The 15,497-nt window shown below is 68.4% G+C and carries 13 protein-coding genes; 9 read left to right on the forward strand and 4 right to left on the reverse strand.

From position 1 onward, the window contains the following. Positions 1–206: 206 nt before the first annotated feature. The 3 genes from STARVERO_RS07015 to tpiA all read right to left on the reverse strand — a co-directional run bounded on the left by STARVERO_RS07015 (position 207) and on the right by tpiA (position 3,226). On the reverse strand, positions 207–1,835 hold the full coding sequence (locus STARVERO_RS07015) for a CTP synthase (protein ID WP_159598347.1): 1,629 nt from the start codon (positions 1,833–1,835) through the stop codon (positions 207–209). Positions 1,836–1,957: 122 nt separating this feature from the next. After that, positions 1,958–2,341 (reverse strand): preprotein translocase subunit SecG, encoded by a 384-nt coding sequence (secG, locus tag STARVERO_RS07020; protein ID WP_159598348.1) that lies wholly within the window; start codon positions 2,339–2,341, stop codon positions 1,958–1,960. A gap of 129 nt (positions 2,342–2,470) precedes the next feature. Beyond that, complete coding sequence (tpiA, locus tag STARVERO_RS07025) at positions 2,471–3,226, reverse strand: triose-phosphate isomerase (protein WP_144343468.1); 756 nt, start codon at positions 3,224–3,226, stop codon at positions 2,471–2,473. A gap of 189 nt (positions 3,227–3,415) precedes the next feature. Between tpiA and STARVERO_RS07030 the strand changes: the two genes are divergently transcribed. The 9 genes from STARVERO_RS07030 (at position 3,416) to lexA (ending at position 12,936) form a co-directional block, all read left to right on the forward strand. After that, positions 3,416–5,305 (forward strand): peptidylprolyl isomerase, encoded by a 1,890-nt coding sequence (locus STARVERO_RS07030; protein WP_159598349.1) that lies wholly within the window; start codon positions 3,416–3,418, stop codon positions 5,303–5,305. Between the two features lie 15 nt (positions 5,306–5,320). Next, a complete protein-coding gene (gene trpE / locus STARVERO_RS07035; RefSeq protein WP_159598350.1) occupies positions 5,321–6,835 on the forward strand; it encodes an anthranilate synthase component I in 1,515 nt (504 codons plus the stop codon). A gap of 138 nt (positions 6,836–6,973) precedes the next feature. After that, positions 6,974–7,582 (forward strand): anthranilate synthase component II, encoded by a 609-nt coding sequence (locus STARVERO_RS07040; protein ID WP_159598351.1) that lies wholly within the window; start codon positions 6,974–6,976, stop codon positions 7,580–7,582. Positions 7,583–7,617: 35 nt separating this feature from the next. Beyond that, positions 7,618–8,643: an anthranilate phosphoribosyltransferase gene (trpD, locus tag STARVERO_RS07045; RefSeq protein WP_144343709.1), complete on the forward strand. Its 1,026-nt coding sequence runs from the start codon at positions 7,618–7,620 to the stop codon at positions 8,641–8,643. Positions 8,644–8,657: 14 nt separating this feature from the next. Then, on the forward strand, positions 8,658–9,467 hold the full coding sequence (gene trpC, locus STARVERO_RS07050) for an indole-3-glycerol phosphate synthase TrpC (RefSeq protein WP_159598352.1): 810 nt from the start codon (positions 8,658–8,660) through the stop codon (positions 9,465–9,467). Between the two features lie 12 nt (positions 9,468–9,479). Next, complete coding sequence (gene moaC, locus STARVERO_RS07055) at positions 9,480–9,965, forward strand: cyclic pyranopterin monophosphate synthase MoaC (protein ID WP_159598353.1); 486 nt, start codon at positions 9,480–9,482, stop codon at positions 9,963–9,965. Between the two features lie 12 nt (positions 9,966–9,977). After that, positions 9,978–11,201, forward strand: coding sequence for a molybdopterin molybdotransferase MoeA (locus STARVERO_RS07060; RefSeq protein ID WP_159598354.1), 1,224 nt, complete (start codon positions 9,978–9,980; stop codon positions 11,199–11,201). Between the two features lie 124 nt (positions 11,202–11,325). Then, positions 11,326–12,024, forward strand: coding sequence for a GntR family transcriptional regulator (locus STARVERO_RS07065; RefSeq protein WP_159598355.1), 699 nt, complete (start codon positions 11,326–11,328; stop codon positions 12,022–12,024). Between the two features lie 216 nt (positions 12,025–12,240). Continuing rightward, the gene (gene lexA / locus STARVERO_RS07070) at positions 12,241–12,936 is read left to right on the forward strand and encodes a transcriptional repressor LexA (RefSeq protein WP_144343460.1); all 696 of its coding nucleotides are present in this window, start codon (positions 12,241–12,243) and stop codon (positions 12,934–12,936) included. Here lexA and STARVERO_RS07075 read toward each other — a convergent pair. Further along, the gene (locus tag STARVERO_RS07075) at positions 12,930–15,464 is read right to left on the reverse strand and encodes a ComEC/Rec2 family competence protein (protein ID WP_159598356.1); all 2,535 of its coding nucleotides are present in this window, start codon (positions 15,462–15,464) and stop codon (positions 12,930–12,932) included. The two genes, lexA and STARVERO_RS07075, sit on opposite strands and share 7 nt — an antisense overlap. Positions 15,465–15,497 lie beyond the last annotated feature (33 nt).

The following is a 15,497-nucleotide window of genomic DNA, read 5'->3' on the forward strand; positions in this document are numbered from 1 at the left end:
CCCCATCGGCGCAGCCGGCTCACATTGACCTGGATGTGAAGAGAGCACGGGCCGGACGCGCGAATCCAGCCTCGATTGCCCGTATGGGGCGATTCACCGGCAGAAGGAAGATTTTACCGGAAGGTGTGGCGCAGCGTCAGATGCGCCCGAAGCGGGCGACCGGAAAGCCTAGCGCGATCGGGCTTTCCGCCCGATCGCCATGTTTCTCAGAACAGCCGGCTCTGCACCGCCGCCGCGCCGATGAAGGAGGCGAACAGCGGGTGGGGCTCGAACGGGCGCGACTTCAGCTCCGGATGAAACTGCACGCCCACGAACCAGGGGTGGTCGGGATACTCGATGATCTCCGGCAGCAGCCCGTCCGGTGACAGGCCGGAGAACTTCATGCCGCATGCCTCCAGCCGGTCGCGATAGGCCATGTTGACCTCGTAGCGGTGGCGATGGCGTTCGGAAATGATCGTGCCGTCGTAAATCTCCGCCACGCGGCTGCCTTCCGCCAGCGCCGCCGGATAGGCGCCGAGGCGCATGGTGCCGCCGAGATCGCCGCCGAGGCCACGCTTCTCGAGGTCGTTGCCGCGCAGCCATTCGGTCAGCAGACCGACCACCGGCTCGCTCGTGGGACCGAACTCCGTCGAGTTGGCGCCGGCGACGCCGGCAAGGTTCCGCGTCGCCTCGATCACCGCCATCTGCATGCCGAAGCAGATGCCGAGATAGGGCACGCGCCGCTCGCGGGCGAACTGCGCCGCCCGGATCTTACCCTCGGCACCGCGCTGGCCGAAGCCGCCCGGCACGAGAATGCCGTGCACATGTTCGAGGAACGGCGCGGGATCCTCACGCTCGAAGATCTCGCTCTCGATCCAGTCGAGCGTGACCCGCACATTGTTGGCGAGGCCACCATGGGTCAGCGCCTCGATGAGGGACTTATAGGCGTCCTTCATGCCGGTGTACTTGCCGACGATGGCGATCGTGACCGCCCCTTCCGGGTTGCGGATACCCGCCTCGACCTTCTTCCAGCGCGTGAGATCCGGCTCCGGCACCGGCTCGATGCCGAAGGCGGCCAGCACTTCCGTGTCGAGGCCCGCCTCGTGATAGGCCGACGGCACGGCATAGATGTTGTCGGCGTCACGCGCCTCGATCACCGCGCTTTCGCGGACATTGCAGAACAGGCCGAGCTTGCGGCGCTCCTCGCGCGGAATCTCGCGATCGGTGCGGCAGAGCAGGATGTCGGGCGCGATGCCGATGGAGCGCAGCTCCTTCACCGAGTGCTGGGTCGGCTTGGTCTTCAGCTCGCCGGCCGAGGGAATGAAGGGCAGCAGCGTCAGGTGGATATAGATGCAGTGCTTGCGGGGCAGCTCGTTGCCGATCTGCCGGATCGCCTCGAGGAACGGCATCGCCTCGATGTCGCCGACCGTGCCGCCGATCTCCACCAGCACGAAGTCGTACCCCTCGTTGCCGGTGAGGACGAAGTCCTTGATGGCGTTGGTGACGTGCGGAATCACCTGAATGGTGGCACCGAGATAGTCACCGCGCCGCTCCTTGGCGAGGATGTCCTGATAGATGCGGCCGGTGGTGATGTTGTCCTGCTTGGTCGCGGGACGCCCGGTGAACCGTTCGTAGTGGCCGAGGTCGAGGTCGGTTTCGGCACCGTCGTCGGTGACGAAGACTTCGCCGTGCTGATACGGGCTCATAGTGCCCGGATCGACGTTCAGGTAGGGGTCCAGTTTGCGCAGCCGGGTCTTGTAACCACGGGCCTGCAGCAAAGCACCGAGAGCGGCGGAGGCGAGGCCCTTGCCAAGCGAGGACACGACGCCGCCGGTGATGAAAATATAGCGCGCCATGGAATCCGGTTCTTATCGGCAAAAACGCGATTCGACGAGAGCCCGTCTTGCCGTACGCGCGCTCGCCTGTGGGTAAATGAAACGCGGCCCGAATTCTCCAGTGGAATCGGGTCGCGCCAGGATCACTGCGACTGCGGAACCTGCGGTGCCGCCGGGGCGGCGGGCGGCGCAGGCTGGGCGCCCTTGAGCTGATCGAGCACCGTGCCGCCGGGGGCGGGAGCGCCTGGAGCGCCCGGAACGGTGGTCGCGGGCGCGTTGAAGATCGTCGTCGGCCCACGGCCCCAGCCGGCGAGAATGGTCAGCGACAGGCTGGTGACGAAGAACAGCGCCGCCAGAATGGCCGTGGCGCGGGTCAGCACGTTGGCCGTGCCGCGCGCGCTGAAGAAACCACCGCCACCGCCGCCGCCACCAATGCCGAGGCCGCCCCCTTCCGAACGCTGGATCAGCACGACGCCGATCAGGGCCAGCACGACCATGAGATGGATGACGATGAGTACGGTTTGCATCTGACGCCTTCAAAATGCTCGTGCGACGGCGGGCGAGCCATGCCCACCGCAATCTTTGGGCGCGTTCCTACACGATTGCGCCCGCCGTTTCCAGCCGGCGCCGTACCCGATAGCGGGAGAGCTGCCCGCCTATAGATAGGCGCGCGCGATGGCGATGAAAGACTCCGCCTTCAGGCTCGCGCCCCCGACCAGCGCGCCATCCACATTGGGCACATGCAGAATCTCGCCCGCGTTCTCCGGCTTGACCGAGCCGCCATAGAGCAGCCGCATGCCCGCTCCCTCGTCGCCGAACCGGGCAATGAGTTCCTCGCGCAGCACGCCGTGCATCTCAGCGATATCGTCAATGGTCGGCGTCCGGCCGGTCCCGATGGCCCAGACGGGTTCATAGGCGATGACGACATTGGCGGCGGTCGCGCCATCCGGCAACGAGCCGGCGAGCTGCGTGCGCACTACATCGAGCGCCCGGAATTCATCGCGCTCGGCATGGGTTTCGCCGACGCACAAGATCGCGACCAGCCCGGCGCGCCAGGCGGCCAGTACCTTGGCGCGCGCCATGGCGTCGGTCTCGCCGTGGTCGGCGCGGCGCTCGGAATGGCCGAGGATGACGGCAGTGGCGCCGGTGTCGGCGATCATCTCGGCGGCGATGTCGCCGGTGTAGGCGCCGCTCGGCTTGGCATGGCAATCCTGGCCGCCGATGCCGATGCGGGTGCCCAGCGCGACGACGGCAAGCGTCGACATCAGCGTCGCCGGCGGACAGATCAGCAGATCCACCTTCGCCTTCAGCCCGGCGTCATATCCCTCGGCGATGCGGCCGAACTCGGCGACCGACGCCTTGACGCCGTGCATCTTCCAGTTCCCAGCAACCAGCGGACGACGCTTCGACATACGCCCTCACCCCTTCCGTCTCAAACTCTTCACAAAGGCCTCATAGCAGACTGCCACGGCCTTAACAGCGTCGCGTACGGGGGGCAAAAGGGCGCATGAGTGCCGTTGCGGCGGACCGGGCGCCTCCTTATGATGCGCGCCTTTCGCGCGCCGGGCCTTCTGCCCGCATGACGCCAGACGAGAAACTAGATGCTTGAGACGCTGCGCAAGAGCGCTTCCGGAATTGTCGCCAAGATCCTGATGAGCCTCCTTATCCTCAGCTTCGCGGTGTGGGGAATCGCCGACGTGTTCCGCGGCTTCGGCAGCCAGACGCTGGCGACCATCGGCGACAGCGAGATCACCGTCCCGGAATTCCGTCAGCTCTATCAAGAGCGGCTGCAGCAGATCAGCCAGCAGATCAAGCGCGGCATCACGCCGGACCAGGCCCGCGCGCTCGGCATTCCTGACCAGCTTCTCAACGAGCAGCTTGCCGAAGCCGCCCTCAATGACCAGGCGAACGCGCTCGGGCTCGCGCTGTCCGATGCCGAGATCGCCCGGCGGGTGCAGAGCAACCCGGCCTTCTTCGGCCCGGGCGGCAGCTTCGATCCGAATTACTTCGCGCAGCTGCTGCGCTCGAACGGCTTCACCGAGGCGCGCTTCGTCGACGCCGAACGCCGGCTCGCGCTGCGCCAGCAGCTCATTCAGTCGCTCGGCGGCGGCATCGAAGTGCCGAAGGTCCTCAAGGACGCCATAGCCCGCTATGAGAGCGAAGAGCGCTCGGTCAATTACGCGCTCCTGTCGCCCACCGCCCTTCCCGCCCCGGCGGATCCGTCGGAGGAGGAGCTGCGCAAGTTCTTCGATGAACGCCAGGTGGCTTTCCGCGCGCCGGAATACCGCAAGCTCGGCGTGCTGGTGCTCACCCCCGAGGTGCTCGCCACGGCTGAAAGCGTGACCGACGCCGAGGTCGAGGCCGCGTACAAGGCGAACCTGTCTTCCTACGGCACCCCCGAGAAGCGGGTCGTCCAGCAGATCGTCTTCCCCAATGAGGAAGAAGCGAAAGCGGCCGCCGACCGTATCACGGCGGGCACGCCCTTCGCCGACATCGTGGCCGAACGCAAGCTGGCCCCGAAGGACGTCGATCTCGGCGACGTGACGCGCGGCGATATCTTCGACAAGGCAGTCGCGGACGCGGCATTCTCCCTCGCGCCGAACGGCACCAGCGGCGTGATCGCCGGCCGATTCGGCCCGGTGATCGTCCATGTCGGCGCCGTCACCCCCGGCACGACCAAGCGGCTTGCCGAGGTGGCCAACGACATCCGCTCGCAGCTCCAGCTCGATGCGGGGCGCCGGTTGATGCTCACCAAGTACGACCAGATCGAGGACGAGCGCGCCGGGGGCGCCCAGCTCGGCGAGATCGCCGGCAAGGTCAGCCTCCCGCTCCAGAACTTCGATACCAATATCCAGGGACAGACACCGGACGGCGCCTCTATCCCGGCCATTCCCGCTCGCTCGGACGTGCTGCGCGGCGCCTTCGCCGCCGATGTCGGAACGGAGAACGACCCGATCCAGCTGCCGCAGAACGGCGGCTATGTCTGGTATGAGGTCGAGGACGTCACTGCCCCGCGCGATCGCACCTTCGAGGAGGCGCGCGCCCAGGTGCTGGACCGCTGGAAGCAGGACAAGGCCGCCGAGGCGCTCGACAAGAAGGTCGAGGAGATCAAGGCCCGGATCGCCGCCGGCGAAGCCTTCGACAAGGTGGTGACGGAATCCGGCCTCGAGCTGCGCGCCGCCAACGGCCTGCGCCGCGGCCGCACCGCCGACGGCGTGCCGCAGGACATCCTCAACGCCGTGTTCGAAACGCCGGAAGGCAGCGTCGGCAGCACCCTGGCGGAAGGGGGCGACAGCCGCCTGCTGTTCCAGGTGCTGCGCGTGGCCGTGCCCGACGCCGGCACGCAGAACGACAAGCTCGTCGCCGATGTGCGCCAGAGCTTCGAAAACGATCTGATGACGGAATATCTGGTCGATCTGCAGGGCCAGCTCGGCGCCCGCATCAACCGCGCGGCACTCGACCAGATCGTCGGCACCGACGCGGTCAACTGATCCGGGAACCGCGTCATGAGCCTCACACCCGACACCGCCGCCTTCGCGGCGGTCTATGAGCGCGGCGAAGCGCAGGTGGTTTCGACCACGCTGATCGCCGACCTCGAAACCCCGGTCTCGGCCTTCCTCAAGATCGCCGGCGAGCGGCCGAACAGCTTCCTGCTGGAATCCGTCGAGGGCGGCGCCACGCGTGGGCGCTACTCGATGATCGGCATCGAGCCGGACGTGATCTGGCGCTGCCGGGGCGAGCGGGCGGAGATCAACCGCTATGCCGCAACCGACCCGGAGGCTTTCGAGCCCTGCACGGACAAGCCGCTGGTCTCGCTGCGCAAGCTGGTGGCGGAATCGCGCATCCAGCTGCCGGCGGGCGCCCCGCCGATGGCGGCCGGCGTGTTCGGCTATCTCGGCTACGACATGGTGCGCCAGATGGAGCGCCTCCCGGAAGCCAAGCCCGACATCCTCGGCGTGCCGGATTCGCTGTTCATCCGCCCCACCGTGATGGTGATCTTCGACGCGGTGCGCGACGAGATCACCGTCGTCACGCCGGTGCGCCCCGAAGCGGGCATTTCGGCCGGCGCAGCCTATGAAAAGGCACGCGAGCGGCTGGAGCGCGTCATCGCCGCTCTCGACAGCGCGCTGCCGAATCTGCCGTCGGAGGACGCCTTCCATCAGGCGGTCGAGCCGCAGTCCAACACGGAGCCGGCGGTCTATCGCGACATGGTGGAGCGGGCGAAGGAGTACATCCGCGCCGGCGATATCTTCCAGGTGGTGCTCTCCCAGCGCTTCGAGGCGCCTTTCACCCTGCCCTCCTTTTCGCTCTACCGGGCTCTGCGGCGGATCAACCCGGCGCCGTTCCTCGTCTATTTCAACTTCGGGGGGTTCGCACTGGTGTGCTCCAGCCCGGAAATCCTGGTCCGGCTGCGCGACGACACCGTCACCATCCGCCCGATCGCCGGCACCCGCCGGCGCGGTGCCACTCCACACGAGGACAAGGCGCTGGAAGACGAGCTGATGGCCGATCCGAAAGAGCGCGCCGAGCACCTGATGCTGCTCGATCTGGGCCGCAACGATGTCGGCCGCGTCTCCAAGATCGGCTCGGTGCACGTCACCGACAGCTTCTTCGTCGAGCGCTACAGCCAGGTGATGCACATCGTCTCCAACGTCGAAGGCGAGCTCGACCCGCGCCATGACGCGCTCGACGCGCTGGCCGCTGGCTTTCCGGCCGGCACCGTCTCCGGTGCGCCGAAGGTGCGGGCGATGGAGATCATCGACGAGTTGGAGGCCGACAAGCGCGGCATCTATGCCGGCGCCATCGGTTATTTCAGCGCCGATGGCGAGATGGACACCTGCATCGTCCTGCGCACCGCCGTGGTGAAGGATGGGCGCATGTATGTCCAGGCCGGCGCCGGCATCGTCTACGACTCCGTGCCGGAGAGCGAACAGCAGGAATGCGTCAACAAGGCCAAGGCACTGTTCCGCGCCGGCGAGGAAGCCGTGCGCTTCGCCGCCCGGGCTGGTCGGGGACAGTGACGGCGATGGGCGGGCGGGCGCGACACGAGCGATGGCGGGGCTGGCGATAACCTCATCGCCGACTGGCGCGGCTTGACCCCGCGCGGGTTGAACCCCTAGAGCTTTTGAGCCGGTATGAGACCGGCGAATGGACGCACGATGATCCTGCTCATCGACAATTACGACAGCTTCACCTGGAACCTCGTCCACTATATCGGCGGACTGGGCGCCGAGGTCGAGGTGCGCCGCAACGATACCCTCACCGTCGACGAGGCGATGGCGCTCAAGCCGGAGGCCATCGTCATCTCCCCCGGCCCGGCGACCCCGAACGAGGCCGGCATCAGCTGCGACCTCATCGCCCGCGCCGCGAAGGATGGCGTGCCGGTGTTCGGCGTCTGCCTCGGCCATCAGGCGATCGGCCAGGTGTTCGGCGGCGACGTCATCCGCGCGCCGATGCCGATCCACGGCAAGCTGTCGGACGTGAAGCACAAGGGCGAAGGCGTGTTCCGCGGCATCAACGCCCCGTTCAGGGCGACGCGCTACCACTCGCTGGTGGTGAAGCGCGAAACGCTGCCGACGGACCTGGCCATCACCGCAGAGACCGATGACGGGCTGATCATGGGCCTGTCGCACAAGGCGCTGCCGGTGCACGGGGTGCAGTTTCACCCCGAGAGCATCGCCTCCGAGCACGGCAAGACGATCCTCAAGAACTTCCTCGATCTGGCGCGGGCCTGGAATGCCGGTCCCGGCCGGAAGCGGGCGGCGTGACAGCGACGGAACAACAGGCGGGAACGCGCGGCGACATGGACAACCTCAAGCCCATCATCGGCAAGCTGGCCACCGGCACCACGCTGACGCGCGCCGAGGCGGCGGCGGCCTTCGACGTGATGATGTCCGGCGAGGCCACGCCCTCGCAGATCGGCGCCATCCTGATGGGACTGCGCGTGCGCGGCGAGGATGTCGAGGAGATCGCCGGCGCCGTGACCACGATGCGCGCCAAGATGCTGCGTGTCGAGGCGCCGACGGGAGCGGTCGACGTGGTGGGCACGGGTGGCGACGCCTCGGGCTCCTACAACATCTCGACCTGCGCCTCGTTCATCGTCGCCGGTGCCGGCGTACCGGTCGCCAAGCACGGCAACCGGGCGCTATCCTCCAAGTCCGGCGCCGCCGACGTACTGATGGCGCTCGGCGTGAAGATCGACCTCTCACCCGAGCAGATCGCCCGCTGCATCCGCGACGCCGGCATCGGCTTCATGTTCGCCCCGGCACATCATCCGGCGATGAAGCATGTCGGGCCGACGCGGGTGGAGATGGGGACGCGCACCATCTTCAACCTGATCGGGCCGCTGTCGAACCCGGCGGGTGTGACGCGGCAGATGGTCGGCGTCTTCGCCCGCGCCTGGGTCGAGCCCATTGCGGAGGTGCTGCGCACACTCGGCTCGACCCAGAGCTGGGTCGTGCACGGCTCGGATGGGCTGGACGAAATCACCACGACCGGGCCGACCTATGTCGCCGAGCTGAAGGACGGCGCAATCCGCACCTTCGAGATCACGCCGGAGGATTACGGCATCGCCCGCGCTGCGCCCGAGGCGCTGAAGGGCGGTGACGGCGCCGCCAACGCCCTCGCTTTGCGGGCCGTGCTCGCCGGCGAACCGAGCGCCTATGCCGATGTCGCTCTGTTGAACGCTGCGGCGGCGCTGGTCGTCGCCGGCAAGGTGGACGACCTCGCCGCCGGTCTCGATATTGCCCGCGACAGCCTGCGCGGCGGGCATGCCGAAGCGGCGCTGGACCGGCTGATCGCCGTCTCGGCGCTGGCGGCGGCGGAATAGCGGGGAGCCGAGGGATGGCCGACATTCTCGAACGCATCGGCGCCTACAAGCGCGAGGAGATCGCGAGCGCCAAGCGCGAACGTCCCCTTCCCGAGGTGCGCGCGGCCGCCGAGGCCGCCGCACCGGCGCGCGGCTTTGCAAAAGCCATCGAGGCGAAGATCGCGCGCGGCCAGACCGCGCTGATTGCCGAGATCAAGAAGGCGAGCCCATCCAAGGGGCTCATCCGCGCCGATTTCGACCCGCCCGCCCTGGCCGCCGCCTATGAAGCCGGCGGCGCCGCCTGCCTCTCGGTGCTGACCGACAAGCCCTCCTTCCAGGGGGCGCCGGAGTTCCTCGTCGCCGCCCGCGCCGCCTGCTCGCTGCCGGCGTTGCGAAAGGACTTCATGCACGACACCTATCAGGTGTTCGAGGCACGGAGCTGGGGTGCGGACTGCATTCTCGTCATCATGGCCTCGGTCGACGACGCGCTCGCCCGCGACCTCATCGACACCGCCCACGGCCTCGGCATGGATGCGCTGGTCGAGGTGCATTCCGACGAAGAACTCGACCGCGCACTGACGCTGCCGGCCAAACTCGTCGGCATCAACAACCGCAATCTGCGCACCTTCGAAGTGACGCTCGAAACCTCCGAGCGGCTGGCACCGCGCATTCCGGCGGATCGCGTCATCGTCGGCGAGAGCGGCATCTTCACGCCGGACGACATCGCCCGGCTCGCCAAGGTGGATATCGACACCATCCTCGTCGGCGAAAGCCTGATGCGGCAGGCTGATGTCGCGGCGGCGACGCGCGCGCTGCTGGCGCGCCCCGTCCGCGCGGCCGGCTGAGGATACGCGGCGATGGCCGACGAGCCCCGCCTCACCCATCTCGACGCCACCGGCGCGGCGAACATGGTCGATGTCGCCGACAAGGCCGTCACTGACCGCGTGGCGGTCGCCGAGGGCGCCGTGCGTATGCAGGGCGAGACGCTCGACCTCATTCTCTCCGGCAACGCGAAGAAGGGCGACGTGATCGGCACGGCGCGCCTCGCCGGCATCATGGCCGCCAAGCGCACGCATGAGTTGATCCCGCTCTGCCATGCGCTGCTGCTTTCCAAGGTCGCGGTGGAGATCGAGCCCGCCCCGTCCCTGCCCGGCCTGATCGTGCGCGCCATGGTCCGCACCACCGGCCAGACCGGAGTGGAGATGGAGGCACTGACCGCCGTCTCCGTCGCCTGCCTCACCGTCTACGACATGGCGAAGGCGGTCGATCGCGGCATGCGGATCGAGAGTGTGCGCCTGCTGGAGAAGTCCGGCGGCCGCTCCGGCCACTGGCAGGGTGAATAGCGGAGGCGCGTCATGGCCCTGATGCCGGTCGAGGAAGCGCTGGCGCGGCTGCTGGGCGCTGCGGAGCCGCTCGCCGCCGAGACGGTTCCGCTGGCCGAAGCGGCGGGGCGCGTGCTCGCCGCCCCCGTCGTTGCCCGCCGCACCACGCCCGGCGCGGACGTCTCTGCCATGGACGGCTATGCGGTGCGGGCGCAGGACACCGCGACCATCCCCGCCACGCTGCGGCTGATCGGCGAATCCGCCGCCGGCCGGCCCTTCCCCGGACCGGTCGAGCCCGGCACGGCGGTGCGCATCTTCACCGGCGCCGTGCTTCCCACGGGCGCCGATGCCATCGTCATCCAGGAAGATACCACGCGGGCCGGCGAGAACGTTACCGTGAACGAGGCCGCCACCATAGGACGGCACATCCGCAAGGCAGGCGGCGATTTTGCGACTGGCGAGACGCTGCTAGCCCCCGGCCACAAGCTGCGCGCGCGCGATCTCGCGCTGGTCGCCGCCGCCGATGTCGCCGAGGTGAGGGTGGCCCGCCGCCCCCGCGTCGCGCTCCTCTCCACCGGCGACGAACTGGTGCGCCCCGGCGCGGGAGCGCAGGCTCATCAGGTGATCGTCTCCAACATCTATTCGGTCTCCGCCCTCGCCCGAGGCGCAGGCGCCGAGGTAATCGACCTCGGCATCCTGCCCGACAACATGGAAGCAACGCAGCGGGGCGTGCGCGCGGCGCTGGACGGAGGCTTCGACGTGCTGGTGACGACCGGCGGCGCCTCGGTCGGCGACCACGATCTCATCGCACCCGCGCTGACCGCGCAGGGCATCGAGCTGGCGGTTCACAAGATCGCCCTGCGCCCCGGCAAGCCGCTGATGTTCGGCCGCAGTTCCGGCGGCGCCGGCACCCAGGTGCTCGGACTGCCGGGCAACCCGGTCTCCGCCCATGTCTGCGCCCTGCTGTTCCTCGTGCCCCTGCTGAAGGCCATGCAGGGGCTGGCGGTGCCGGCCCAGCCGGACCTTCGCCCCGCCCGGCTCGGCGCCGACGTGAAGGCCAACGAGCAGCGCATGGACTTCCAGCGCGCCGAGATCATCGGCCGCGAAGGCGACCTGCCGGTGGTGCGCCCGCTCCCCGTGCAGGACAGTTCTATGCTGCGCAACCTCGCCCGCGCCGATGTGCTGCTCGTACGCCCGCCGCACGCACCTGCCGCCAGCGCGGGCGATCCCTGCGAGATCCTGCCGCTCGAGGATTGACCGCTGCGTCCGCGGCCCTCCCCCGGGCACGCATGTCGCACACGAAGCGCTTGGTAACCGGCGGCCTGCCCTTTATGGATGCCGGAGACGGTGTCCCGCCGCCTCACCTGATTGTCTGTCGCGCATGTCGGCCTCTCGTTCTCGCCCGCCGCTCGACCCGTCTGCCGGCAATGTCCGGCGCGGGCGGCCCACGCGCGCCGAAGAACTGCGCACCCAGCTTGCCGACGAGATCACCCGCGGCCTGCTGCTTCCCGGCACCGCTCTCGACGAATCCGCGCTGGCCGCCCGCTTCGGCGTCTCGCGCACTCCAGTGCGTGAAGCCCTCCGCGAACTGACCGCTTCCGGTCTGGTCGAGACCCGTCCCCATCGTGGAGCCGTCGTCGCCCGGCCCGGCGCCGAGCGATTGCAGAACATGTTCCAGGTGATGGCGGAGCTGGAAGCACTCAGCGCGAGCCTCTGCGCGCTCCACATGACACCGCAGGAGAGGCGCGAACTCGAGGACCTGCACGCCCGGATGGGCGAGTTGATGCGCCAGGGCGACTTCGCCGCCTATCGGGAGGCGAATGAGCGCTTCCACGCCGCGATCTATGCCGGCAGCCACAATGGCTACCTCATCGAGCTCGCCATCGGCACGCGACAGCGGCTTTCGCCCTTCCGCCGTGCTCAATTCCGCGCGCTCGGCCGCCTCGCACTCTCGCACACGGAGCACGAACGGGTGACGATCGCCATCCTTCGCGGAGAACGCGAGGCCGCAGCAAACGCCATGCGCAGCCACATCGCCATCATCCAGGACGCCTACGAGCAATACGCCCAGTCTCTCTGAGTCGAGCGATTCGCGATGGCCGCGCCGGTCCGGGAGCGGCCCGCACGCGCTGCCCGCTGCACGGCATTTCCGCTCAGAACCCTTGCAAACTCTGGCCTCGGCACCACGCATCAGCCTTAGCGAACCCTTTACCCATTGTGGAACACAATAGGAACGGATAGTATTTGTTCGTGATTTGTTTCATCTCGGCGCCGGCCGATAGACGGGATCCGTTGGATGCTCACCCGCAAACAGCATGAGTTGCTCCTGTTCATCAATGAACGCCTGCAGCAGGACGGCGTGCCGCCGTCCTTCGAGGAGATGAAGGACGCGCTCGATCTGAGGTCGAAGTCGGGGATTCACCGGCTCATCACGGCGCTGGAAGAACGCGGTTTCATCCGGCGCCTGCCCAATCGGGCGCGGGCCTTGGAAGTCGTGCGCCTGCCGGAGGACGCGCAGCCGCCCAAGCCGGCCCGCCCCTTCGCGCCCAGCGTCATCGAGGGGAGCCTCGGGCGTACGCAGGCAGCGAACGAGGATGAAGATCCCCGGCATGTGGTGCCGATTCCGGTAATGGGCCGGATCGCCGCCGGCACACCGATCTCGGCCATTCAATCGCGCGACCACACGATCAGCATGCCCCCGGAAATGCTGGCGGGCGGCGAGCATTTTGCGCTGGAAGTGCGCGGCGACTCGATGGTCGAGGCCGGCATTCTCGACGGCGATCTGGCGTTGATCCGCAAATGCGACACCGCCAACACCGGCGAAATCGTGGTGGCGCTGATCGACGATGAGGAAGCAACGCTGAAGCGCCTGCGCCGCAAGGGCGCCTCTGTGGCGCTGGAAGCTGCCAATCCAGCCTATGAAACGCGGATCTTCGGCCCCGACCGGGTACGCATCCAGGGCAAGCTGGTTGGCTTGTTCCGCCGCTACTGAGCAGCCGCGGGGTTTTCCGGCGGCACATCACTATCGACGTCGTCCGGTACCAGTACTGCATCGAGGTTGTCGAAGGCATCGGGCCGCACTGGTGGCGGATTCCGGGTTCCCGTTGAGCGGGAAGCAGACTTGATGATCATGACGCCAGGATGCTCGGAAACAGTGCCGCGGACGTCCGGCTCCCATGGTCGCGTTCCTTTGGCGGGGCGCCCCGGAATGAAGCGCTCGCCGTCATCTCCAAATAAATAGCCGGCTACGCTTGAGGTCGGATTGCGTGTATCGACCCGGATCACCGTCGCAGCACAATCCCGCGGCGGCGCGAAGGGCGTCACCAGAATGGCGGCGAGGCGGCAATCGTCCTCCAACGAGTCGCGATGGCGGGAGAGCGCAACGAGGTGCCCATCCGCCAGCGGCAGGGTGCAACCGACGGCGTCGCAGGCGGCTCTCGCGACAAGCTCCTTTTTTCCGACACGGGCGCGGTCTCCGTCCGCGTTCAGCCACTGCTCCACGGCAAAGCGATCGGAGAGCCCAGGCAGGCGATCGCCCATGACATCGAGCATGCCGTCTGGGCCCCGCACCGCGACGGTACGCGCCTGCGCGTCGACGAGAAGATCGGGCCTCGGCGCCATCGCCGCCAGCCCGACTGCGACGGCAACGCAGGCCGGCGCCAGGAGGATCAGGCGCGTGCGCGACAGGCACAGAACGACGAGTGCCAGGCTGAACAGCGCGATGCTTGCCGCGGGCATCGCCCGCACGCCCCGGTCAGCACCGGGCAGCGCCGCAACGGCATCGGATATGGCCTGCATGACGCCGAGCCCCCACCCCATCACGTGCCACGCCGGCGCATCCCAGCCGAACGGCATGAGCACCGAGCCGATCAGGCCCGCCGGCATGACGGCGAAGGAAACCACCGGCATGGCGGCGAGATTGGCCAGCAGGCTCAGCGGCGCCAGGCGCTGGAAGTGGAAGGCGGCATAGGGTGCCGTGGCGAGCCCGGCCGCCAGCGAGGCCAGCACCAGCGCCGCCACATAGCGGACCGGCATGCCAAGGCGCGGCATGCCGAGCCAGGAGCCATCCTGCGCTACGCCGGGCGGCCGAGTGACGTAGGAACCGAAGCGCTCATACGCCGCGACCAGCGCCAGCGTGGCGGCGAAGGACATCTGCGCGCCGGGATCGAGCACGGCCCAGGGCGTCAGGGCCATGACCACCAGCGCCGCCACCGCCAGCGTCCGCAATGTGAGAGCCGGGCGTCCCAGCATCACGCCCGCCAGCACCAGCAGCGTCATCACATAGGCTCTCTGGGTCGGCACTTCGACGCCCGACAGCAGCAGGTAGAAGCTCGCCGACAAGGCCGCCGGCACCGCCGCCCAGGACTTGATCGGCCACGAAAGGGCGAGCCCCGGCACAAGGGCGAGCAGCGCCCGCACGAGGAAGAACACCGTGCTGGCCACCAGCGCCATGTGCAGGCCGGAAATCGAGAGCACATGCGAGAGGCCGGAGATACGCATGCTCTCCTCGATCGGCTCGCCTACCGCGTCGCGCAGGCCGGTGACCAGCGCCACTGCTACCCCACCCTCCGGGCCGGGCAGCGCGTGGCGGATGCGCTCGGCTATGGAGTGTCTGACCTCGTCGAGCCATGTCGCAGCCCGCAGCCGCCATGGCAGGGGCCTCGGCGCCGGGCTCGCCTGCGGCCGTCCGAGCGCGAAGCCGGTGGCCCCGATCCCGTCGAACCAGATCGACCGACCAAAATCGAATCCGCCGGGATAGGCCGGCCCCGGAAGGGGGCCGAGCGAGGCGCGCAGCTTCACGTGGCTGCCGACCGACGGCGGATCACGTCCCGCGAGCGTCACACGCACGCGCTCCGGTGGATGTTCCATAGGGCGGGTGAAGCCGGTTACCGCCAGCGTGATGCGGCTGCCACGCGGGCGCTGCTCCGCAGCCTCGACAAAGCCGGCCACTTCCGCCGCATTCAACGTCTCCGCCAGCACGGGATGCGCCATGCGCTGCACCTGCAGGCTCGATACGGCGAAGCCCAGCGCAATGACGGCCAGCCATGCGAAGAGATGGAAACCGAACGGCCGCGCACGCGACCACAGCGCCAGCGCCGCGAAGGTGAATGCCGGCACCAATCCGACATAGGGCAAGGGCTCGTAGGGAGCGGCAAAATACGCCCCGGCGCCGATCGCGAAACCGATCGGCAGGAAGAGAAAGGCGCGCCGATCCTCGATTTCGTGCGCCATGGCGCCGGCGAGACGGCCCGCGAGCGCACCGAGAGGCGGCCCAAACCCCTTCCGTACGCCGGTTTGTCGTACCGATATTCCGGCGGCGAGCACCGACGCTCGGGCCCGCCGCTGCGCACCCGTTTTGCCCTCCGGTCCGTGCTGCGGCGGCACCTGCCCCTGCACGCCCTGCCCGCCCCTTTCACGCACGCGCCCGTCGTGCGGTTTCGCATTGACCCGCCCGCCGGGCAAAGCCGCGCTTTTCCCGTGTCGCGCACCTATGGTACACGCACCGTCCGCGCCCGCCATGCTTTGACGCCGCTGATGCTTCGCGGCGCGAGA

Source organism: Starkeya nomas (assembly GCF_902703545.1).
GTDB classification, from domain to species: domain Bacteria; phylum Pseudomonadota; class Alphaproteobacteria; order Rhizobiales; family Xanthobacteraceae; genus Ancylobacter; species Ancylobacter moscoviensis.